The organism is Nonomuraea sp. NPDC003214 (genome assembly GCF_053590035.1).
In genome coordinates, this window is sequence record NZ_JBSFSX010000009.1 from 59135 (window position 1) to 79813 (window position 20679).

General features: G+C 71.0%; 22 protein-coding genes and 1 riboswitch. Of the genes, 17 read left to right on the forward strand and 5 right to left on the reverse strand.

Annotation, left to right across the window (positions count from 1 at the left end; genetic code table 11):
* Nucleotides 1-2: 2 nt before the first annotated feature.
* Entirely contained in the window at nucleotides 3-497 is a 495-nt protein-coding gene (locus ACWDXC_RS28190) for an inorganic diphosphatase (protein ID WP_219501356.1), read from the reverse strand.
* Nucleotides 498-582: 85 nt separating this feature from the next.
* Here ACWDXC_RS28190 and dacB point away from each other — a divergent pair, with 85 nt between their 5' ends.
* The 11 genes from dacB (at nucleotide 583) to ACWDXC_RS28245 (ending at nucleotide 10491) form a co-directional block, all read left to right on the forward strand.
* Nucleotides 583-2004, forward strand: a complete 1422-nt coding sequence (gene dacB, locus ACWDXC_RS28195; RefSeq protein WP_449986681.1) for a D-alanyl-D-alanine carboxypeptidase/D-alanyl-D-alanine endopeptidase — start codon at nucleotides 583-585, stop codon at nucleotides 2002-2004.
* Nucleotides 2005-2028: 24 nt separating this feature from the next.
* A complete protein-coding gene (locus ACWDXC_RS28200; protein ID WP_219501360.1) occupies nucleotides 2029-3105 on the forward strand; it encodes a zinc-dependent metalloprotease in 1077 nt (358 codons plus the stop codon).
* 356 nt (nucleotides 3106-3461) lie between these two features.
* Nucleotides 3462-4418 carry a tRNA lysidine(34) synthetase TilS gene (gene tilS, locus ACWDXC_RS28205; RefSeq protein WP_449986683.1) on the forward strand — a complete coding sequence of 319 codons (957 nt, stop codon included), beginning with the start codon at nucleotides 3462-3464 and terminating at the stop codon, nucleotides 4416-4418.
* A gap of 11 nt (nucleotides 4419-4429) precedes the next feature.
* Nucleotides 4430-4981: a hypoxanthine phosphoribosyltransferase gene (hpt, locus tag ACWDXC_RS28210; protein ID WP_049568591.1), complete on the forward strand. Its 552-nt coding sequence runs from the start codon at nucleotides 4430-4432 to the stop codon at nucleotides 4979-4981.
* 237 nt (nucleotides 4982-5218) lie between these two features.
* Nucleotides 5219-7213, forward strand: a complete 1995-nt coding sequence (ftsH, locus tag ACWDXC_RS28215; RefSeq protein ID WP_219501365.1) for an ATP-dependent zinc metalloprotease FtsH — start codon at nucleotides 5219-5221, stop codon at nucleotides 7211-7213.
* Nucleotides 7210-7788 carry a GTP cyclohydrolase I FolE gene (gene folE, locus ACWDXC_RS28220; protein ID WP_219501367.1) on the forward strand — a complete coding sequence of 193 codons (579 nt, stop codon included), beginning with the start codon at nucleotides 7210-7212 and terminating at the stop codon, nucleotides 7786-7788. The genes ftsH and folE overlap by 4 nt, the downstream gene beginning before the upstream one ends.
* Before the next feature lie 101 nt (nucleotides 7789-7889).
* Complete coding sequence (gene folP / locus ACWDXC_RS28225) at nucleotides 7890-8741, forward strand: dihydropteroate synthase (RefSeq protein WP_449986686.1); 852 nt, start codon at nucleotides 7890-7892, stop codon at nucleotides 8739-8741.
* Nucleotides 8738-9184: a nuclear transport factor 2 family protein gene (locus ACWDXC_RS28230; protein ID WP_219501370.1), complete on the forward strand. Its 447-nt coding sequence runs from the start codon at nucleotides 8738-8740 to the stop codon at nucleotides 9182-9184. The genes folP and ACWDXC_RS28230 overlap by 4 nt, the downstream gene beginning before the upstream one ends.
* Nucleotides 9174-9539, forward strand: coding sequence for a dihydroneopterin aldolase (gene folB, locus ACWDXC_RS28235; RefSeq protein WP_449986688.1), 366 nt, complete (start codon nucleotides 9174-9176; stop codon nucleotides 9537-9539). The genes ACWDXC_RS28230 and folB overlap by 11 nt, the downstream gene beginning before the upstream one ends.
* A complete protein-coding gene (gene folK / locus ACWDXC_RS28240) occupies nucleotides 9536-10039 on the forward strand; it encodes a 2-amino-4-hydroxy-6-hydroxymethyldihydropteridine diphosphokinase (RefSeq protein ID WP_449986690.1) in 504 nt (167 codons plus the stop codon). Before folB ends, folK begins: the two co-directional genes overlap by 4 nt.
* Nucleotides 10036-10491, forward strand: coding sequence for a DUF3180 domain-containing protein (locus ACWDXC_RS28245; RefSeq protein WP_219501378.1), 456 nt, complete (start codon nucleotides 10036-10038; stop codon nucleotides 10489-10491). Before folK ends, ACWDXC_RS28245 begins: the two co-directional genes overlap by 4 nt.
* A 79-nt stretch (nucleotides 10492-10570) precedes the next feature.
* Here ACWDXC_RS28245 and ACWDXC_RS28250 read toward each other — a convergent pair whose 3' ends face one another.
* Nucleotides 10571-11665 carry an acyltransferase family protein gene (locus ACWDXC_RS28250; protein WP_375074455.1) on the reverse strand — a complete coding sequence of 365 codons (1095 nt, stop codon included), beginning with the start codon at nucleotides 11663-11665 and terminating at the stop codon, nucleotides 10571-10573.
* Nucleotides 11662-12807 carry an NADH-quinone oxidoreductase subunit D gene (locus tag ACWDXC_RS28255; protein ID WP_219501384.1) on the reverse strand — a complete coding sequence of 382 codons (1146 nt, stop codon included), beginning with the start codon at nucleotides 12805-12807 and terminating at the stop codon, nucleotides 11662-11664. The genes ACWDXC_RS28250 and ACWDXC_RS28255 overlap by 4 nt, the downstream gene beginning before the upstream one ends.
* A gap of 101 nt (nucleotides 12808-12908) precedes the next feature.
* Between ACWDXC_RS28255 and ACWDXC_RS28260 the strand changes: the two genes are divergently transcribed.
* Complete coding sequence (locus tag ACWDXC_RS28260; protein WP_449986693.1) at nucleotides 12909-13661, forward strand: DoxX family protein; 753 nt, start codon at nucleotides 12909-12911, stop codon at nucleotides 13659-13661.
* Nucleotides 13662-13664: 3 nt separating this feature from the next.
* Here ACWDXC_RS28260 and ACWDXC_RS28265 read toward each other — a convergent pair whose 3' ends face one another.
* The gene (locus tag ACWDXC_RS28265) at nucleotides 13665-14954 is read right to left on the reverse strand and encodes an aminotransferase class V-fold PLP-dependent enzyme (protein ID WP_219501388.1); all 1290 of its coding nucleotides are present in this window, start codon (nucleotides 14952-14954) and stop codon (nucleotides 13665-13667) included.
* Between the two features lie 43 nt (nucleotides 14955-14997).
* A riboswitch (SAM riboswitch) is annotated at nucleotides 14998-15113 on the reverse strand.
* Nucleotides 15114-15230: 117 nt separating this feature from the next.
* Between ACWDXC_RS28265 and ACWDXC_RS28270 the strand changes: the two genes are divergently transcribed.
* Complete coding sequence (locus tag ACWDXC_RS28270; protein WP_449986695.1) at nucleotides 15231-15947, forward strand: TerC family protein; 717 nt, start codon at nucleotides 15231-15233, stop codon at nucleotides 15945-15947.
* Nucleotides 15947-17137, forward strand: coding sequence for a cytochrome P450 (locus tag ACWDXC_RS28275; protein WP_449986697.1), 1191 nt, complete (start codon nucleotides 15947-15949; stop codon nucleotides 17135-17137). The genes ACWDXC_RS28270 and ACWDXC_RS28275 overlap by 1 nt, the downstream gene beginning before the upstream one ends.
* 34 nt (nucleotides 17138-17171) lie before the next feature.
* Here ACWDXC_RS28275 and ACWDXC_RS28280 read toward each other — a convergent pair whose 3' ends face one another.
* Nucleotides 17172-18134 carry an SAM-dependent methyltransferase gene (locus ACWDXC_RS28280; protein ID WP_449986699.1) on the reverse strand — a complete coding sequence of 321 codons (963 nt, stop codon included), beginning with the start codon at nucleotides 18132-18134 and terminating at the stop codon, nucleotides 17172-17174.
* Between the two features lie 146 nt (nucleotides 18135-18280).
* Between ACWDXC_RS28280 and ACWDXC_RS28285 the strand changes: the two genes are divergently transcribed.
* The 3 genes from ACWDXC_RS28285 to panC all read left to right on the forward strand — a co-directional run bounded on the left by ACWDXC_RS28285 (nucleotide 18281) and on the right by panC (nucleotide 20609).
* The gene (locus tag ACWDXC_RS28285; protein ID WP_308125631.1) at nucleotides 18281-18520 is read left to right on the forward strand and encodes a chaplin family protein; all 240 of its coding nucleotides are present in this window, start codon (nucleotides 18281-18283) and stop codon (nucleotides 18518-18520) included.
* Between the two features lie 321 nt (nucleotides 18521-18841).
* Entirely contained in the window at nucleotides 18842-19732 is an 891-nt protein-coding gene (locus ACWDXC_RS28290; protein ID WP_449986701.1) for a Rossmann-like and DUF2520 domain-containing protein, read from the forward strand.
* Between the two features lie 49 nt (nucleotides 19733-19781).
* Nucleotides 19782-20609 (forward strand): pantoate--beta-alanine ligase, encoded by an 828-nt coding sequence (gene panC, locus ACWDXC_RS28295; protein WP_219501397.1) that lies wholly within the window; start codon nucleotides 19782-19784, stop codon nucleotides 20607-20609.
* The last annotated feature ends 70 nt before the right edge of the window (nucleotides 20610-20679 follow it).

The window sequence follows — 20679 nt, forward strand, 5'->3', positions numbered from 1 at the left end:
GGTCAGTGGCCGTGGCCCTCGTCCTTGGCCCGCTGGAAGGAGCGCTCGATCTCGGCCTGCGCCTCCATGCGGCCCACCCAGTTGGCGCCCTCGACCGACTTGCCCGGCTCCAGATCCTTGTAGACCTCGAAGAAGTGCTGGATCTCCAGCCGGTCGAACTCCGGGACATGGTGGATGTCCTGGATGTGCGCCATGCGCGGGTCGGTGGCGGGGACGCACAGGACCTTGTCGTCGCCGCCCTTCTCGTCGGTCATCCGGAACATGCCGACCGCCCGGCAGGTGATGTAGCAGCCCGGGAACGTCGGCTCCTGCAGCAGCACCAGCGCGTCCAGCGGGTCGCCGTCCTCACCGAGGGTGTTCTCGATGAAGCCGTAGTCGGCGGGGTACTGCGTGGAGGTGAACAGCAGCCGGTCCAGCCTGATCTTGCCGGACTCGTGGTCCACTTCATACTTGTTCCGTTGCCCCTTGGGAATCTCAACGACAACGTCGAACTCCACCGCGGTTCCTCCGCTCGGCCCCCCGGGCACCCCCGGGCGGGCGTTAATGTCTCGTAGGCGAACACCAGGAGAGAGGTCAGGCGACGTGGCGCGGCACGAGCGGTGGGTGATGCTGACCACTCTCGTCATGCTGCAGATCGTGACCATCGTCACCGGCGTCTATGCGATGAACAACGACCTCGACCTGAGCGCGCTGACGAGGCGGCCGTCACCGGCCGAGACGAGCGCGTCTCCCGAAGGGGTTCCCCCCGTCCCCGTGGTCACCGCCGGGCCTGTGCTGGCCCAGCTTCCGGCGAGGTCAGGAGACGGACCTCTCCCGACTAAGGGTACTTTGACGCAGCAGCTCACCGATGCGCTGGGTGACGAAGCGCTCGGCAAGCGCGTCGGCGCCGTCGTCGTCGACGTCACGACCGGCGAGCAGATCTTCGCCGCCGACCCCGACACCGGCATCACCCCCGCCTCCACCACCAAGGTCGTCACCGGCGCCGCCGCGCTCGCCTCGCTCGGCCCCGACACCCGCCTGGCCACCCGCGTCCTCCAGGGCGGCTCCGCGAACGCGATCGTGCTCGTCGGCGGCGGCGACCCCATGCTGCGCGGCCCCCAGGCCAGGCCCAGCGACTTCACCGACCAGGCGTCGCTCACCACGCTCGCCTCCCGCACCGCCGCCGCGCTCAAGGCCCGCGGCGTCACCAAGGTCACGCTCACCTACGACGCCTCCCTGTTCACCGGACCCGTGCAGGCGCCCGGCTGGAAGCCCAACTACGTGCCCGACGGCGAGGTCGCCCCCGTCCACGCCCTCACCATCGACGAGGGCCGCCAGATCCCCGGCCAGCGCCAGCCCCGCGTCGCCGACCCGGCCGCCCACGCCGCCGCCGCCTTCGCCGGCGTCCTGCGCAAGCACGGCATCAGCGCCGCCAAGTCCGTACGCCCCGGCAAGGCCCCCGCCGGAGCCGCCGAGCTGGCCAGGGTCGAATCCGCGCCGATCTACGCCCTCGTCGAGCACACCCTCACCTTCAGCGACAACGACCTCGCCGAAGCCCTCGCCCGGCACGTCGCCATCAAGGAAGGCCAGCCGGGCTCGTTCGCGGGGCTCGCCAAGGCCGTCCCCCAGGTGCTCCACCGGCTCGGCATCACCAAGGGCGTCCAGGTGTCCGACGGCAGCGGCCTGTCCATCCGCAACCGCATCAGCGCCTCCGCCATGGCCCGCGCCATCGCCCTCGCCGGCGCACCCCAGCACCCCGAGCTGCGCGCCGTCGCCTCCGGCATGCCCATCGCCGGCTTCACCGGCACCCTCGGCAACGGCCGCCGCTTCACCGGCGCCGACAGCAAAGGCCAGGTCGGCCTGGTCAGGGCCAAGACCGGCACCCTCAACCACGTCAACACGCTCGCCGGACTCGCCACCACCAAGGACGGCAGGCTGGTCACCTTCGCCTTCCTGGCCGACCGCGTCCCCGTCTACGCCGAACCCGTGCTCGACAGGCTGGCCGCCATCGTCGCGCGGTCTTGACGAGAAACACGTACGGTGGACGTTATGCAGGTGATCGACTGGGATCTGGCCGTCACGACCGGCACGCGCCTGGTGCGCCCCGGTCCCCAAGTGAGCCGGGAGGAGGCCAGGCAGGCCGTCGCCGAGCTCCGCACGCTCTCGCGCGAGGCCGAAGGCCACGTACGCGAGTTCACCAAGATCCACACCGAGACCGCGCCACAGCCCGCGACCATCGTCGACCGGCCCGGCTGGATCCGGGCCAACGTCGAAGGCTTCCGCGTCGTGCTGGAGCCCCTCACGCAGAAGGTCGCCAACGGCGCCAACCCGCCGCCCGCGATCATCTCCGCCGTCGGCTCCCGCATCACCGGCGTCGAGGTCGGCGCCGTCCTCGCCTTCCTCGCCACCCGGGTCCTCGGCCAGTACGAGCTGTTCCTGCCGCCCGACCCCAGCGGACGCGAGCCCGCCGGCCGCCTCACGCTCGTCGCGCCCAACATCGTCAACGCCGAGCGCGAGATGAACGTCAACCCGCACGACTTCCGCCTGTGGGTCTGCCTGCACGAAGAGACCCACCGGGTCCAGTTCACCGGCGTCTCCTGGCTGCGCGAGTACGTCCGGTCCCAGATGACCGACTTCCTGCTCGCCTCCGACCTCGACCTGCCCACGCTCGTCGACCGCCTGCGCGGCGCCGCCGACACCGTCGCCGACGTCGTCCGCGGCGGCGAGGGCAACCTCATCGACGTCATCCAGTCGCCCCAGCAGAAGGAGATCCTCGACCGGCTCACGGCCGTCATGACCCTCGTCGAGGGGCACGGCGACTACGTGATGGACGCCGTCGGGCCCTCCGTCGTGCCGTCGGTCGCCGACATCCGCGCCAAGTTCGCCCAGCGCCGCGAAGGCGGCTCCCGCCTCGACCGCACCATCCGCCGCCTGCTCGGCATCGAGCTCAAGATGAAGCAGTACGCCGAAGGCTCCGCCTTCGTCCACCGCGTCGTCGGCCAGGCCGGCATGGACGGCTTCAACCGCGTCTGGACCTCACCCAACACGCTGCCCACCCCGGCGGAGATCTCCGACCCCGACGCCTGGATCCGCCGCGTCATCGGCACCCCCGCCCTCCCCAGCTGACCCCCTCCCCGGACCCGTGCCGGCGGGGGTAGCAGCCCGTCGGACGGGCGCCCCTTCGGCTGGGCGCCCCTGCGGCGGCGCACCCCCGGACGGCCCCTTCCCGGGCGCCGGGTCGGTGGGGTGGTGGTCGGTGGAGCTCGGCGCCCTTGTACGGCGCGCCGCACGGGGCTGGCCGCCGTGCGTGGCGTCTCCCGGAGGTGGGCGTCCGTCGGCTGGGTGTGGCCCTTCGGCGGCGCACCCCAGGTCCGCCCCCCGGCGCCGGGTCGGTGGACTTCGGCGCTCTCGTACGGGCTGACGGCCCGGGCGGGGAGAATGGGGACGTGGGACCGCATCCGGCTGTAGCCGACGTTCGCAGGATGGTGCGTGAGGCGCTGGCGGACGTGCCCGAGGGGGCGCTGGTGCTCGTGGCGTGCAGTGGGGGCGCCGATTCGCTGGCGTTGGCGGCGGCGACGGGGTTCGTGGGGCCGAGGGCGGGGCTGCGTACGGGGCTCGTGAGCGTCGATCACCAGCTTCAGGAGGGTTCCGGGGAGCGGGCGGCGCGGGTGGCGGCGCTGGCGGGGGAGCTGGGCCTGGGGTTCGGTGAGGTGCGGGCCGTGGTGGTGGGCACGGCGGGCGGGCCCGAGGCGGCGGCCAGGGATGCGCGTTATGCCGCGCTGGGCGAGGCGGCCGGGGCTCATGGGGCGGCGGCGGTGCTGCTGGGGCACACGCGTGACGATCAGGCGGAGACCGTGCTGCTGGGCCTGGCGAGGGGGAGCGGGCTGCGGTCGATCGCGGGGATGGCGGCGGTGTCGGGCGTCTATCGGCGGCCGTTCCTGGAGCTTTCGCGGGCGACGACGGTGGCGGCGTGCGAGGCGCTGGGGCTGGCTCCGTGGCAGGATCCGCACAACGACGATCCGCGGTTCACGCGGGTGCGGGTGCGGGCGGTGGCGCTGCCGGTTCTGGAGAGGGAGCTGGGGCCCGGGGTGGCGGAGGCGCTGGCGCGCACGGCGGGGCTGGCGCGTGAGGACGCGGACGCGCTCGATCAGTGGGCCGAATCGGTGTACCAGGATTGCGCTCTAAGCGATATCGCCGGAAACGTGACGCTGGCCGTACGGGCTCTGGAAGGGGTCCCCGGGGCCGTACGGACACGAGTGCTGCGGCGGGCGGCGCTCGCGGCGGGAGCGCCCTCCGGGGCGCTCTCGGCGGGGCACGTGCGGGCGGTGGAGCGGCTGATCACGCGGTGGCACGGGCAGAAGGCGGTGGACCTGCCCGGGGGGCTGAGCGCCGTTCGGCGGTATGGCACCCTGATAGTCGCCATCCGTCCCATCGCGTAAGGAACCAACAGGTGGACGCTGCCGACATGGGCAAGGATCTGGAGAAGGTCCTCATCCCGGAGGACGAGCTCCAGGCCAAGATCAAGCAGCTGGCCGGGCGCATCGACGAGGACTACGCCGGCCAGGAGCTGCTGCTAGTGGGCGTGCTCAAGGGCGCCGTCATGGTGATGGCCGACCTGGCCAGGGCGTTGCACGTGCCGGTGCAGATGGACTGGATGGCGGTGTCGTCCTACGGGGCCGGCACCAAGTCGTCGGGCGTCGTGCGGGTGCTGAAGGACCTCGACACCGACATCATGAACCGCCACGTGCTCATCGTGGAGGACATCATCGACTCCGGTCTGACCCTCCACTGGCTGCTGGAGAACCTCAAGTCGCGCAACCCGGCCTCGCTGGAGATCTGCACGGCGCTGCGCAAGCCCGACGCGGTCAAGGTGCCGATCGACGTCAAGTACGTGGGCTTCGACATCCCCAACGAGTTCGTGATCGGCTACGGCCTCGACTACGCCGAGCGATACCGGAACCTTCCGTTCATCGGGACCCTCGCGCCGCACGTTTACCGCTAGCAATCCTGACTGTGGCCGGGAACACCGCGTGCCTTGACGTACGTTGGTAGGGCAAGACCGGTGTAGCGGGCGGTCCCTCCGTGCGCTCCTCCGGTGTACCTTCTGACTCCGGGAGGGTGACCCCGCGTCCCCTTCGGGTAGTCAGAAGTCGCGGTGTCGGATGCCGCGGCCCCGGGATTTCCCGGGGTTCCAGGCCATGGTCAGGAAGGGACGGGCCCGCAAGGGGTTCCGCATCGGATGGATCTCAAGCGATTTACACGTGGGCCACTGCTGTGGATCCTGGGCATCGTCGTGCTGCTCCTGCTCGTCACCCAGCTCTGGAGCGGCGGCGGCAACTACAAGCAGGCCGACACGTCAACGGTGCTCCAGCAGATCCGCACCGGCAATGTCAGCAATGCCAAGATCATCGACAAGGACCAGCGGATCGAGCTGACGCTGCACAGCCCGATCCAGGTCGGCGGCAGCGGCACGCCGACGAAGACGATCCAGTCTGACTGGGTCACCGGCTACGGCGCAAAGCTGACCGACGAGCTGCAGGCGCAGGTCGACGCCAAGAAGACCAAGAGCTTCGCGACCGACGTGCCCCAGGAGAGCTTCCTGGTGAGCCTCCTGCTCAGCTTCCTGCCGATCGTCATCATCGTGCTGATCTTCCTGTTCATCATGAACCAGATGCAGGGCGGCGGCAGCCGGGTGATGAACTTCGGCAAGTCCAAGGCCAAGCTGATCACCAAGGACACCCCCAAGACCACGTTCGCCGACGTCGCAGGCGCGGACGAGGCCATCGAGGAGCTTCAGGAGATCAAGGAGTTCCTGCAGGCCCCGGCCAAGTTCCAGGCGATCGGCGCCAAGATCCCCAAGGGCGTGCTGCTCTACGGCCCGCCCGGCACCGGCAAGACCCTGCTCGCCCGCGCGGTCGCGGGTGAGGCGGGCGTGCCGTTCTACTCGATCTCCGGCTCCGACTTCGTCGAGATGTTCGTCGGCGTCGGCGCCTCCCGGGTGCGTGACCTGTTCGAGCAGGCGAAGGCCAACGCCCCGGCGATCATCTTCATCGACGAGATCGACGCCGTCGGCCGCCACCGCGGCGCCGGCCTGGGCGGCGGTCACGACGAGCGCGAGCAGACGCTCAACCAGCTCCTTGTCGAGATGGACGGCTTCGACGTCAAGGGCGGCGTGATCCTCATCGCCGCGACCAACCGGCCCGACATCCTCGACCCGGCGCTGCTGCGTCCTGGCCGGTTCGACCGGCAGGTCACCGTCGACCGTCCCGACCTGGAGGGCCGTAAGGGCATCCTCAAGGTGCACGGGCGCGGCAAGCCGTTCGCGCCGGGCGTCGACCTCGACGTCATCGCCCGCCGCACCCCCGGGTTCACCGGCGCCGACCTGGCCAACGTGATCAACGAGGCCGCGCTGCTCACCGCGCGCGCCGACGAGAAGCTGATCACGATGGATATGCTGGAGGAGTCGATCGACCGTGTCATGGCAGGGCCCGAGCGCAAGACGCGGGTCATGTCTGACAAGGAGAAGAAGATGATCGCCTACCACGAGGGCGGTCACGCGCTGGTGGCGCACGCGCTGCCGAACTCCGACCCGGTGCACAAGATCACGATCCTGTCCCGGGGCCGCGCGCTCGGCTACACGATGACGCTGCCGATGGAGGACAAGTTCCTGGCCACCAGGTCGGAGATGATGGACCAGCTCGCGATGCTGCTGGGCGGCCGCGCGGCGGAGGAGCTCGTCTTCCACGAGCCCACCACCGGCGCCTCCAACGACATCGAGAAGGCCACGGCCGTCGCCCGCCGCATGGTGACCGAGTACGGCATGAGCGAGCAGCTCGGCGCCCGTAAGTTCGGCAGCGGTCAGGCCGAGGTGTTCCTGGGCCGCGAGATGGGCCACGAGCGCGACTACTCCGAGAAGATCGCCTCCACGATCGACGAGGAAGTCCGCCGGATGATCGAGACGGCGCACGACCAGGCGTGGGACATCCTGGTCGAATACCGCGACGTGCTCGACAACCTGGTGCTCGAGCTCATGGAGAAGGAGACGCTCTCCCGCGCCCAGGTGCTGGAGATCTTCTCCCCGGTGGTCGTCAAGGAGCACCGCCCCTCCTACGCGGGCTACGGCAAGCGGCTGCCCTCCGACCGGCCGCCGATCCTGACGCCGAAGGAGCAGTCGGCCAACGGCTCGCTCACCTCGGGCCACCAGGACGCGCTGCCTTCCGGGGACAGTGCGTGAAGCCGCACGACGTAGATTTCGGCCGGATCGAGAAGGCCGTCCGCGAGATCCTGTACGCCATCGGCGAGGATCCCGACCGCGACGGCCTTCTCGAGACGCCCGCCCGTGTCGCCCGCGCCTACGCCGAGCAGTTCTCCGGCCTGCACCAGACCCCCGAAGACGTGCTCAACAAGGTCTTCGACGTCGACCACGACGAGATGGTGCTGGTCAAGGACATCGAGGTCTACTCAACCTGTGAGCACCATTTGGTGCCTTTTTACGGGTCGGCCCACGTCGGCTACATCCCGAACGACCAGGGTCAGGTGACGGGCCTGTCGAAGCTGGCCAGGCTGGTCGACGTGTTCGCCCGCCGGCCGCAGGTCCAGGAGCGGATGACGTCGCAGATCGCCGACGCGATCATGCGGGTGCTGGAGCCGCGCGGCGTCATCGTCGTGGTCGAGGCCGAGCACCTGTGCATGACCATGCGGGGTGTGCGCAAGCCCGGCGCCAAGACCGTCACGTCGGCCGTCCGGGGCGACTTCCGCACCAGCGACAAGACCCGCGCCGAGGCGATGGCGCTGATCCTGGGACGCTGACGCCTGACCGCGCCGCATGCATTCCGCCGGGGATGGATCGTTATCCACAACCAGGGACCCGCGATATCACCAGGTATGGGCGAGCGCCTAGGCTTGGCCTCATGACGAGAGTGCCGGGGCTGGGCGACGAGGACCGGTGCCTTGTCATGGGCGTCGTCAACGTGACCCCTGACTCGTTCTCCGACGGCGGCCTCTGGTTCGACGAGGGCGTGGCGATCCGCCGCGGCCTGGAGCTGGTCGCCGAGGGGGCCGACATCGTCGACGTGGGCGGCGAGTCCACCAGGCCGGGCGCCGCCAGGGTGTCGATGGAGGAAGAGCTGGCCCGCGTGGTGCCCGTGATCAGGGCGCTCAACGCGGAGGGCGTGGCCGTCAGCGTCGACACGATGCGCGCCGAGGTGGCCAGGGCCGCCGTCGAGGCGGGCGCGCGGCTGGTCAACGACGTGAGCGGCGGCCTGGCCGATCCCGCCATGCCGCGCGTGGTCGCCGCCACCGGCGTCCCGTACGTGGTGATGCACTGGCGCGGCCACAGCCAGGACATGGACAGCCGCGCCGTCTACCACGACGTGGTCACCGAGGTGCGCGAGGAGCTCGCCAAGCGGGTCGACCTGGTGCTCGCCGAGGGCGTGTCCGAGGAGCAGATCGTGCTCGACCCCGGCCTCGGCTTCGCCAAGAACGCGGCGCACAACTGGGCGCTGCTGGCCGGCACGCAGCAACTCGCCGAGCTCGGCTATCCGCTGCTCATCGGGGCCTCGCGCAAGAGGTTCCTGGGGCGGCTGCTGGCCGGCGCCGACGGCACCCCCCGCCCGTTCAGCGGCAGCGACGACGCGACCCTGGCCGTGACCGCGCTGGCGGCCCGTGAGGGCGCCTGGTGCGTACGGGTCCACCACGTAGGTCCCAACGCCGACGCCGTGCGCGTGGCCGCAGCATGGAAGAGAGCCGGAGCCAACACATGAGCGTCGACACCGCCGCCATCGAGACGGTCAACCAGGACTTCTACACCGCGATCGAGGACGGCAACCTCGACAGGATGACCGAGATCTGGGCCGAGGACACCGCCGACGACCAGGTGAGCTGCGTGCATCCCGGCTGGACCCTGCTGACGGGGCGCTCGGAGGTGCTGCGGTCGTGGGCGCTGATCATGGCCAACACGACCTACATCCAGTTCGTGCTCACCGACGTCAACACCACGGTGCTGGGTGACGTGGCCGTGCTCACCTGCGTGGAGAACATCCTCACCGCGGGCGAGGAGGGCGAGTCGAGTTTCGCCGCCGGCAAGGTGGTGGCCAGCAACGTCTACATCCGCACGGGTCAGGGCTGGCGGCTGTGGATGCACCACGGTTCGCCGGTGCTGCAGGGCGATGACGACGAGGAGGAGGAAGGCGAGCTTGAGCGCTGACCGGATCGCGCTGAAGGGCCTGCGGGCCCGGGGGAGACACGGGGTGCTCGCGGCCGAGCGTGAGCTGGGGCAGGAGTTCGTCGTCGACGTGACGCTGTTCCTCGACACCGCGCCGGCCGCGGCCGGTGACGACCTGGCCAAGACCGTCGACTACGGCGAGCTGGCCCAGGACCTGGTCAAGGTGGTCGAGGGCGAGCCGGTCGACCTGATCGAGACGCTCGCGCAGCGGCTGGCCGACGTCTGCCTGGCCCGGGAGCTCGTCGAGTCGGTCGAGGTGAGTGTGCACAAGCCGGCGGCGCCGATCCCGCTGCCGTTCGGCGACGTGGTGGTGACGATCGAGCGGAGGCGCGCATGAAGGTCGTCCTCGCCCTGGGCGGCAACCTGGGGCGGCGGTTCCTGACGTTGCAGGGGGCCGTCGACACGCTGTTCGACGCGCCGGGGCTGGAGTTCGTCGCGGCGTCGCCGGTCTACGAGACCGATCCGGTGGGCGGTCCGGGGGGCCAGCGCCCTTATCTGAACGCGGTGGTCGTGGCGGAGACCACGCTGCCGCCGCGCACGCTGCTGGAGCGGGCGCAGAGCGTGGAGAACGCATTCGGGCGGGTGCGCGAGGAGCGGTGGGGGCCGCGCACGCTCGACGTCGACCTGATCATGGTGGGTGACACGGTCAGCGACGACCCGGAGCTGACGCTGCCGCATCCTCGGGCGCACGAGCGGGCGTTCGTGCTGGTGCCGTGGGCGGCGGCCGACCCTGACGGTGAGCTGCCGGGGCGGGGCCGGGTGGCAGACCTGCTCGTGGGCCTGGACCGGCGGGGTGTGCGGTTGCGCGAGGACCTGAAGCTGCAGAGGCCGGATTGAGGCCGACCCGGCCCGGCGTGCTCGTCGGGCTCATCGTCGTGGTCGCGCTGATCGCCTGGGGCGTGGTGCGGCTGGTCTACGTCGATCTGGTGCTGGTGCCGTGGACGGCGATCCCGACGATGCTGCTGCTGGCGATCGGCGAGGCCTACACCGCCTGGATGACGAAGGCGCGGATCGCCCGCAAGCCGGGCACCAAGCCGGTCGAGCCGCTGGCGGTGGCCCGGCTGGCGGCCCTGGGCAAGGCGTCGGCCTACGGCGGCGCGGTGTTCGCGGGGCTGTTCGGCGGCTTCGCGCTGCACACGGTGCAGCTCTTCGCCAAGGAGACGCCGCGGTCGGAGTTCTTCGTCTCGACGGGGTCGTTCCTGTCGTGCGTGGCGTTGATCGTGGCGGCGCTCTTCCTGGAGCACGCCTGCCGCGTCCCGAAGGATCCGGAGGACCAGCGGCCAGGCTAGCCGCTCGTCCTCCCACCGCCTCACCGCCCAGGTCAACGGCGACTGGGCGCCGCTCGGCGTCTCCGAGGCTGACAGGCCCTCAGCCGGTGTCCGGCCGTCCGGCGCGGGGGCGGCGGCCGAAGAGATAGATGACCGGGAGGGTGCAGATCAGCGGGCCGGCGACGGCCAGGGGACGCTCCAGCCACCACCACACGTCCGGCGGCACCTCGGGCGTGAGGCTGCCGAAGAGCCACCACGACAGGCCGAGCGCGATGGCCATGCCGGTCGTGTGGAAGAGGAACAGCGGCAGCGCGAAACGGTTGATGACGGCGTTGACCCGGTTCCAGCCCGGCCGTTCCAGGACCCGTTCCATGGCCGGGCGCAGCACCTCCACCAGCCCGATCTGGAAGATGAGCAGCGCGACGATGACGAACGTCGGCGGCGCCATGTTGGACCACTTGTCCCCCGGCACGCCCACCATGGAGCCCGGGTAGATGCCCGAGTAGACGAGCCCGAACAGGGCGAACAGCCCGGTCCACAGGATGCCGACGTCGTAGCGGCGGGGCAGGGCGACGATGCGGTCGTAGAAGAAGCCGGCCTGGTGCGCCAGCCCCCACACGATGACCATGTTGAGCCAGCCGGCCCACTCGACGTCGTACCGGAACCGGACCACGTCGACGACCAGCGCCGCCCCGCCCAGCCAGACGAGGGCCAGCACGTCGTACTTGCGATGCAGGAGGAGCGCGACGGGGAGGAGCGCGATGAGCACCAGGTAGACGCCGAGGAACCACAGCGGGCTGAGCACGAGCAGCACCACCCGCCACATCCACGGCACGTCGAACAGCCAGGTGACGACGGCGCCGACGGCGACCCACACGCCGATCAGGCCGAGCGCCGGGATCGCCAGGGACCGCAGGCGGCGCCAGACGAAGCGGCCGAGGCCGGTGCCGCGCTCGCACGCCCGGCCCCACGACAGCAGGTGGACGTGCCCGCCGACGTAGAAGAACAGGGGTAAGACCTGGAGCAGCCAGGTCAGAATCCACAGCCCGGAGGTGAAGCCGAGCGGGCTGGTGGGCTCGGGGCCGTGCGGTTTCCACTGCAGGATGGTGAAGGCCCAGTGCCAGACCACCACCACGATCAGGCTCAGCGCCCGCAGCCAGTCGACGTACCTGTCGCGTCGCGGAGGGGAGGTCACTTGTCGATGTCACCCACCACGAAGAACATCGACCCGAGGATCGCCACCATGTCCGAGACCAGGTGCCCGGGCAGCATCTCGCGCAGCACCTGGATGTTGTTGTAGGAGGCGGAGCGCAGCTTCATCCGCCACGGCGTCTTGTCGCCCTTGGACACCAGGTAGTAGCCGTTGATGCCGAGCGGGTTCTCGGTCCAGGCGTACGTGTGGCCTTCGGGGACCTTGAGCACCTTGGGCAGGCGCTGGTTGATCGGGCCCTGGGGGAGCTCGCGCAGCCGCTGGACGCAGGCGTCGGCCAGGTCGAGCGAGACCTTGACCTGCTCCAGCAGCACCTCGAAGCGGGAGTGGCAGTCGCCGGCGGTGCGGGTGACGACGGTGACGGGCAGCTCGGGGTAGGCCAGGTAGGGCTGGTCGCGGCGCAGGTCGATGTCGACCCCGGAGGCGCGGGCGATGGGGCCGCTGACCCCGTACTGCAGGATCTGCTCGCGGGAGAGCACGCCGACGCCCTTGGTGCGGGCCTGGAAGATCTCGTTGCCGTGGATGAGGTTCTCGATGTCGGGGACGCGGCGGCGGGTGTCGGCGACGGCCTGGGCGACCCGGTCGAGCCAGCCGAGCGGCAGGTCCTCCTTGAGGCCGCCGACGCGGTTGAACATGTAGTGCATGCGCCCCCCGGAGATCTCCTCCATGACGGCCTGGATGCGTTCGCGCTCGTCGAAGGCGTAGAAGATGGGCGTCATCGCGCCCAGCTCCAGCGGGTACGAGCCGAGGAACATCAGGTGGTTGAGCACCCGGTTGAGCTCGGCCAGCAGCGTGCGCGCCCAGACGGCGCGGACGGGCGGCTCCATGCCGAGCATGCGTTCGGCGGCCAGGACCACGCCGAGCTCGTTGGCGAACGCCGACAGCCAGTCGTGCCGGTTGGCCAGCACGATGATCTGCCGGTAGTCGCGCACCTCGAACAGTTTCTCCGCGCCCCGGTGCATGTAGCCGATGATCGGCTCGGCGCCGGAGATGCGCTCACCGTCAAGAGTGAGCCGCAGGCGCAGAACTCCGTGAGTCGACGGGTGCTGCGGCCCGATATTCAGGATCATGTCCTCGGTGGCCAGCTCCTTGGCCCCGGCACCGATTCCGACCACGCGTTCCGTCATACGGCCCATGCTGCCACCGGCGGGTCGGTCAAGGAACGGTATGGGGGTGCATCGCTGGTCCAGCCAGGGGGATGAGTACTGGAAACGGGGGAGAAAAGACCATGAAAAGGGTTGTGTTCGACATCGCCGCCCTGATCGCACGGGTGGTGATCGGCGTCATCTTCCTGGCGCACGGGCTGCAGAAATGGCAGGCCGGGCTGGGCGCCACGAGCGGCATGTTCGCCGAGTCGGGCGTGCCGATGCCGCAGCTCGCCGCCGCGTTCGTCACGGTGGCCGAGACGGTCGGCGGCATCCTGCTGATCCTCGGCCTGCTGGTGCGGCCGGCCGCGCTGGTGCTGCTCATCGGCATGATCGGCGCGGCTGTGTTCGTGCACGCGCCGAACGGCATCTTCGTCCAGCAGGGCGGCTGGGAGCTCGTCGGAGCGCTCGGCGCGGCGTCGCTGCTGTTCCTGGCGCTGGGCGGGGGACGCTTCGGCCTCGACGGGATTCTCGGCGCCGTGTACAGGCGCCGGGCCGAGCGGCGGGCGGCCGAGCGGGACGCCGCGGCGGGCGCCACGACGACCGTGGACCGGCCGGCGCCCGACACGAAGGCCGCCTACCCGGACGAACGGCACTCGGTGCCCCGGCAGCCCGCCGAGCACGAGCGCACGCAGGCGGCTGACTACGACCGCACGCAGGCGAGCGAGTACGACCGCACGCAGGCGGCCGGCTACGACCGCACGCAGGCCGCCGAGCCCGCCGAGCGTCCGCACCCGGCCGAGCACCGGCCGGGCGGGCTGAGCGAGGAGGACATGCGCGACGTGGACGCGGTGGTGAACGACCAGCCGACGCGCCCGAAGCCGCCGAACCGCTGAGACCTAGCGGCTGACCAGGTCACGCAGCGCGCCGACCAGCCGGTCGACGTGCTCCTGGGTGGTGCCGATGCCGATGGAGGCGCGCACCGCCGAGGCCGTGTCGTCCTCGCAGCCGCCGTCGGCGGTGCCGAGCAGGTGCCGGACGAACGGGTGGGCGCAGAACTTCCCGTCCCGCACGCCGATGCCGTACTCGCTCGACAGCGCCTCGGCGACCTCGCGCGCGCTGTAGCCGTCGACGGTGAACGACACGATGCCCACGCGCGGGTGCTCCGGCCCCCACAGCGACAGCTCCCGTACGCCCTCGATGCCGGCGAGGCCGGCGCGCAGCCGGGCGATCAGCCGCTCCTCCTCGCGCAGCAGCGGCGTCCAGCCGGTGGCGGTGAGGGCGTCGCAGGCGGCGGCCAGCGCGATCGCGCCGAGCACGTTCGGGGTCCCGGCCTCGTGCCGGGGCTCGGCGTCGTCGTGCCACTCGGTGCTCTCCCCGACCGAGCGCACCGCGCCGCCGCCCTTCAGGTACGGCGTGCCCGCCGACAGCCAGTCGCGCCGGCCGACCAGCACGCCGGCGCCGAACGGCGCGTACAGCTTGTGGCCGGAGAAGGCCACGTAGTCGAGGTCGAGCGCGGTCAGGTTGACCGGCCGGTGGGGCACGAGCTGGGCGGCGTCGACGAGGATGCGGGCGCCGTGCCGGTGCGCGATGTGGGCCAGCGCGGCGATGGGCCACAGCTCGCCGGTGACGTTGGAGGCGGCGGTGACGACGAGCAGCTTGGGCCCGTCGATCGCGGCCAGCGCGTCGTCGGCGGCGCGCACGGCCTCGCCGGGGAAGGCGGGCGGGGCCAGCCGCACGGCGTCAGGCCAGGGCAGCAGCGAGGCGTGGTGCTCGGTGTCGAAGACGACCACGGTGGTGCCCTCGGGCAGGCAGCCGGCCAGCAGGTTCGTGGCGTCGGTGGTGTTGCGGGTGAAGATGACGGCGTCGTCGGTGCGGGCGCCGACGAAGGCCCGTACGGTGTGGCGGGCCTGCTCGTAGCGGGCGGTGGTGAGCTGGGAGGCGTAGCCCGCGCCGCGGTGGACGCTGGAGTAGGCCGGGAGCGCGGCGGCGACGGCGGCGCTGACCGGCTCCAGACAGGGGGCGCTGGCCGCGTAGTCGAGGTTGGCGTAGCCGACGAGCTTGCCGCCCTTGACCGGCACTTCCAGGTCGGCGCCGACGACGGCGGGGATGGCGCGGGCCTGCTGGACGGGGGCCGGCTTCTCGGCGGCGGTGGTGCGGGCGGCGTTGAAGATCGTCAGGGTGGACACGGCGAACCTCCTCGGGGTCATCGGACCCCTGGAGCAGCCAGTGAGCCCGCGCTTGCCCGCCACACCTCGTGACGGACCAGGTCTTCACCCGGGGCACCCCGCCGCGGACGCGAGGGTTGCCGGCCAGCGAGCCGGGGCTTGGCGCTGGCACTCATGACCTACGTCGGCACTATAACCGACACCCACCCGTAAAACGCAACCGCGAACTTATCGGCCCGTTGACTCGTTGCTTCCTCGACATCCCCCGATAGCAGGAGGTAATCGATGTTGGACTGGGTGGCAGATCCCCAGATCTGGATAGGGTTCTTCACCCTTGTGGCCCTGGAGATCGTGCTGGGCATCGACAACATCATCTTCATTTCCATCCTGGCAGGAAAGCTGCCGCCGGAGCAGCGGGACAGGGCGCGGGTGCTCGGCCTGGCGGCGGCCCTGATCAGCCGGCTGCTCCTGCTGCTGGCCCTGTCGTGGGTGGTGCGGCTCACGGAGCCGCTGTTCGAGGTGCTGGGGCAGGAGATATCGGGACGGGACCTGATCCTGCTGCTGGGCGGGCTGTTCCTGCTCGCCAAGAGCGTCACCGAGATCGGCCACACGATGGACGTGGGCGAGAAGGACGGCAAGAAGGCCGTCGCGGCGTCGTTCGCCTCGGTGATCGCGCAGATCATGGTGCTGGACGTGGTGTTCTCGCTCGACTCGGTGATCACCGCGGTCGGCATGGTGGACGAGCTCGGCGTGATGATCGCGGCGGTGGTCGTGGCGGTGCTGGTGATGCTGTTCGCCTCCGGGCCGATCAGCCGGTTCGTCGACACGCATCCGAGCATCAAGATGCTGGCGCTGGCGTTCCTGGTGCTGATCGGTGTGGTGCTCATCGCCGAGGGGCTGGACCAGCACATCCCGAAGGGCTACATCTACTTCGCGATGGCGTTCTCGGTCATCGTGGAGCTGCTCAACATCCGGGTGAGGAGCAGGCGGGCGAAAGCTTCTAGTATTGAATAGTGCGCTTTGACCCGTGGAATCCGGATTTCGTCGCTCACCCGTACGGCGTCTACGCCGAGCTGAGGCGCGAGGCGCCGGTGAGCTTCTTCGAGCCGACCGGCCAGTGGCTGGTCGCCCGGCACGCCGACGTGAACGCCCTGCTCAGGGATCGCCGCCTGGGCAGGTCGTACCTGCACGTGGCGACGCACGAGGAGTTCGGCAAGGAGCCCGAGCCGGAGTTCCAGGAGCCGTTCTGGCGGGTGATCCGCGCCGGCATGCTCGACGTGGAGCCGCCGGTGCACACCCGGCTGCGCCGCCTCGTCTCCAAGGCGTTCACGCCCCGCATGGTCGAGTCGCTGCGCCCCCGGGTGCGGGCGATCGCCGAGGGCCTGGTCGACGCGTACGTGGAGCGGGGCGGCGGTGACCTGATCGCCGAGGTGGCCGAGCCGCTGCCGGTGACGGTGATCGCCGAGATGCTCGGCATCCCCGACGCCGACCGCCACCTGCTGCGCCCCTGGTCGGCCGACATCTGCGGGATGTACGAGCTGAACCCGTCGGAGCAGGCGCAGCACACCGCCGTCAGGGCGGCGTCGGAGTTCGCGGCGTATCTGAAGGAGCTGGCCCGCGAGCGCAAGGAGCGGCCCGGCGACGACCTGATCAGCGCGCTCGCGGCGATCGACGAGCTGACCGAGGACGAGCTGGTCGGCACCTGCGTGCTGCTGCTCAACGCCGGTCACGAGGCCACGGTGAACGTGACGGGCAACGGCTGGTGGTCGCTGTTCCGCAACCCGGGCGAGCTGGCGCGGCTGCGCGCCGACCGCTCGCTGCTGCCGACGGCCGTCGAGGAGCTGATGCGCTGGGACACGCCGCTGCAGATGTTCGAGCGCTGGGTGCTGGAGGACATCGAGGTCGGCGGCGTCGCCATCCCGCGCGGCGTGGAGGTGGCGCTGCTGTTCGGCTCGGCCAACCGCGACCCCGAGGTGTTCGACGACCCGGAGCGGCTGGACGTGGGCCGGGTGGACAACCCGCACATCTCCTTCGGCGCGGGCATCCACTTCTGCCTGGGCGCGCCGCTGGCCAGGATCGAGCTCATCGAGTCGTTCGGCGCCCTGCTGGAGCGGGCGCCGAAGCTGGAGCTGGTCCGCGAGCCGGTGTGGAAGCCCGGGTACGTGATCCGCGGCCTGGAGTCGCTGGACCTCAGCGTCGCCTGACCGGCTCGGGCCATTCCACCGGTTCTGGTCGTTTTCACCGGCTCTGGCTGAGCCAGCCGAACCCGCCGAGGCCCCCCGGATCGATCAGCTCCGCCTCCTCGGAGGCGCGGGCCAGCGCGCGCAGATAACCCCGCGGATCGGTGCGGGCCAGGTCGAGGGGCGGGCGGTCGCCAGTGATGCCCAGAGCGCGCAGCGCGGCCCGCTGTGTGGACAAGCCTGTGGATATCCCGCCGGCCTTGCGGCCCGCCTCGGCGCACGCGTCGAGCGCGACGTGGGCCGTGATGTCGCAGGTGCCGTCGGGTACGGGCGAGACGACCGCTCCGTCACGGTATCCGGTGAGCGTGCCGTGCATCGGCCGGTTATCCACAGGGTGTGCATAATCGATGGCGATCGCCCGGCCTCTGGAGAGCCGGTTCAGCACCGCCGCCCAGGCGGCGTCGCGCGGCCAGCCGATCTCCGCCCGCGAGCCCACGCACGACAGCGGCCACCACCGCGCCAGCCACTCCAGGTCGGCCCCCTGCGGCGGGTCGCCGAGCCGCTCCTCGCCGGTCTCGGTGTCGACCATCACCAGTCTCGGCCCGTCGGACGTCTGCTCGGCCACGTCCAGCGGCACGTTGTCGAGCCACTCGTTGGCGATCGCCAGGCCCTGGATGCCGGACGGCAGCCGCGGCTGCCAGGCGATCCGCTCGGGCAGCTCGCCGGGCCGGGGCGACAGGTCGACGGCGGTGATGCGCAGCCGGTCGCGCAGCGCGGGGCCGGCCGCGTCGAGCACGCGGCGGACCAGCGTGCCCTCGCCGGCGCCGATGTCGACCAGGTCGAGCCGGTCGGGCGAGCCGAGCCCGGCGTCGACCTCCTCCAGCAGGGCCAGGACCGCGTCGGCGAAGGCCGCCGAGGCGCTGACCGAGGTGCGGAAGTGCCCGGAGGGGCGTTCGCGCAGGTAGAAGCCGCTCTCGCCATAGAGCGCGCGTTGCATGGCGGCGCGCCAGGTGAGCCACATCCCGCGACTATCTCACGACTCCCGGCCAACACGTGGCGCGATTTCTTTACTACGCGGTGTTGCGATCTTGCGCTACCGTTTACATAAAGTAGTCGAGTGACTGCTGATTGTCATCATCCGGCAGTCGTCCCGAAAAGGAGTCCCTCGTGTTCAAGAAAGCCATCGTCGTCGCGGGTGCGTTCGGCATGCTCTCGGTGGCCGCCCCGGCCTACGCCCACGGCCCCGGTCACGGCGACATCACCAGCGGACGCAGCGGCGTGCTGTCCGGCAACCAGCTCTTCCTGCCCATCACCGCGCCGATCAACGCCTGCGGCAACGGGGTGGGGGTCGCCGGTGTCGGCATCGCCGGCTGCAAGGGGGGCTCCAGCGCTCACGTGCATCGCTGACATGCCGGAACTCGGACCGGTTCGAGAGTGAACCGGTCCGAGCCCCGTACCCGGGCCGGCCAGTCGGCGATGGCGACCAGGGTGCACCTCCAAGGAGTTCGTCACAGTGCGGGCGTCGGGTCCAGCTCAGGACTCGGCGCCCGCTGAATGCGATGTACCCCTCTCCTCATCATCATTCCCGACAGGGGGTGCACGGTTTATATGCCCTTGTCCGTTTTGTCGCTAACGCAACATGCGGCAAAGCCCAGGTCACGCCCCCGTGGCAACTCGGCCGTTACGCTGGGCGGCAGCGTCTTCCGGGGTGCTCGACAGGGGTGGGACATGGACGCAGCAGATCGCCCGGCACGGCTGGCCGTCGGCGTGCTGGGATCGGGCAAGGTCGGCTCCGCGCTCGGCGCTGCCCTGGCGCAGGCCGGGCACCGGATCGTGGCCGCCAGCGGGGTGTCCGACGCCTCCCGGCGGTGGGCCGCCGACCGGCTCGGCGTCGAGCCCGTCCGCCCTGAGGAGGTCGTCGAGGCGGCGGAGCTCATCCTGCTCACCGTCCCCGACGACGCGCTGCCCGACCTCGTCAGCGGCCTGACCGCCACCGGCGCCGGCCTCCAGGGCAAGCTGCTCGTCCACACCAGCGGCGCCTACGGCCTGTCCGTGCTGCGACCGGCCGCCGAGGCGGGCGCGCTGCCGTTCGCCCTGCACCCGGTCATGACGTTCACCGGCAGGGACGACGACCTCAACCGGATCACCGGCTGCTCCTTCGGCGTCACCGCGCCCGAGCCGCTGCGTCCCATCGCCGAGGCGCTGGTCATCGAGATGGGCGGCGAGCCGGTGTGGATCGCCGACGCCGACCGCGCCCTCTACCACGCGGCCCTGGCCAGCGCCGCCAACCACATGGTCACGCTCATCGCCGAGTCGTCCGACCTGCTGGGCCGCATCGGCGTCGAGCACCCGGGCCGCATGCTCGGGCCGCTGCTCGGCGCCGCCCTCGACAACGTGCTGCGGCTCGGCATCGGCGGGCTGACCGGCCCGGTGGTGCGGGGCGACGCGGGCACCGTGCGCAAGCACGTCGACGCGCTCATCCTGGCCGCGCCGGAGGCGGCCGACGCCTACGTCGCACTGGCCCGGCTCACCGCGGACCGGGCGCTGGCCGCCGGCCTGCTCAAGCCGGAGGAGGCCGAACGCTTGCTCGACGCCCTGGGTGGCAACATATGGACGTGACCGTGACCGGCATGGCACGGATCCGCATGACGCCCCCGGAGGCCGCCTCATGGACCCCATCGTCGCCAGGAACCGCACCGACCTGATCAAGGCTCGCGGTGACGGCTCCGTCGCCCTCGTGCCCACCATGGGCGCCCTGCACGAGGGGCACCGCTCCCTCATCAGGGCGGCCCGCTCGCGCGCCGACCACGTGGTGGTCAGCATCTTCGTCAACCCGCTGCAGTTCGGCCCCGGCGAAGACTTCTCCCGCTATCCCCGTACGTTCGAGGCCGACCTGGAGGTGTGCCGCGCCGAGGGGGTCGAGGTGGTGTTCGCCCCGGCCGCCGAGGACATGTACCACCCGGACCGGCAGGTGAGCCTGCGGTCCGGCGAGATGGGCAGGGTCGTCGAGGGCGCGGTGCGGCCGGGGCACTTCGACGGGATGCTGACGGTGGTGCTCAAGCTGTTCAACCTGGTCCAGCCGGACCTCGCGGTGTTCGGGCAGAAGGACGCCCAGCAGCTCGCGCTGATCCGCCGCATGGTGGCCGACCTGGACGTGCCGGTGGAGATCGTCGGCGCGCCGACGGTGCGCGAGCCTGACGGGCTGGCGCTGTCGAGCCGCAACCGCTACCTGTCGCCGGCCGACCGGGAGGTGGCCCTGGCGCTGTCCCGGGCGCTGCGCGCGGGCGCGGCCGAGAGCGTGCCGTCGCGGGTGGTCGCCGCCGCCCGCGAGGTGCTGGAGGCCGCCGCCCCCGAGCTGGCGCTGGATTACGTGGTGCTGGTCGATCCGGCCACGTTCGCCGAGGTCGCGGAGCCGTACACGGGTGAGGCGGTGCTCGCGGTGGCCGGCCGGGTGGGCACCACCCGGCTGATCGACAACGCGGTGCTGTCGTTCTAGTTGAACCCCGGGGAAGGGAAGCGGCAGCGGGGGCGTTATCGTCATATTGACGAGATTCCCTCCTCCGAGG

Bases quoted from the DNA above. Each gene is read 5' to 3' on its own strand.
- ACWDXC_RS28255 (WP_219501384.1), bottom strand. From the start codon at position 12,807: ATGACGGAACGCGTGGTCGGAATCGGTGCCGGGGCCAAGGAGCTGGCC.
- ACWDXC_RS28280 (WP_449986699.1), bottom strand. From the start codon at position 18,134: ATGTGGCTCACCTGGCGCGCCGCCATGCAACGCGCGCTCTATGGCGAG.
- panC (WP_219501397.1), top strand. From the start codon at position 19,782: ATGGACCCCATCGTCGCCAGGAACCGCACCGACCTGATCAAGGCTCGC.
- tilS (WP_449986683.1), top strand. From the start codon at position 3,462: ATGGTGCGTGAGGCGCTGGCGGACGTGCCCGAGGGGGCGCTGGTGCTC.
- ACWDXC_RS28290 (WP_449986701.1), top strand. From the start codon at position 18,842: ATGGACGCAGCAGATCGCCCGGCACGGCTGGCCGTCGGCGTGCTGGGA.
- ACWDXC_RS28200 (WP_219501360.1), top strand. From the start codon at position 2,029: ATGCAGGTGATCGACTGGGATCTGGCCGTCACGACCGGCACGCGCCTG.
- ACWDXC_RS28260 (WP_449986693.1), top strand. From the start codon at position 12,909: ATGAAAAGGGTTGTGTTCGACATCGCCGCCCTGATCGCACGGGTGGTG.
- ACWDXC_RS28230 (WP_219501370.1), top strand. From the start codon at position 8,738: ATGAGCGTCGACACCGCCGCCATCGAGACGGTCAACCAGGACTTCTAC.
- ftsH (WP_219501365.1), top strand. From the start codon at position 5,219: ATGGATCTCAAGCGATTTACACGTGGGCCACTGCTGTGGATCCTGGGC.
- folK (WP_449986690.1), top strand. From the start codon at position 9,536: ATGAAGGTCGTCCTCGCCCTGGGCGGCAACCTGGGGCGGCGGTTCCTG.
- folP (WP_449986686.1), top strand. From the start codon at position 7,890: ATGACGAGAGTGCCGGGGCTGGGCGACGAGGACCGGTGCCTTGTCATG.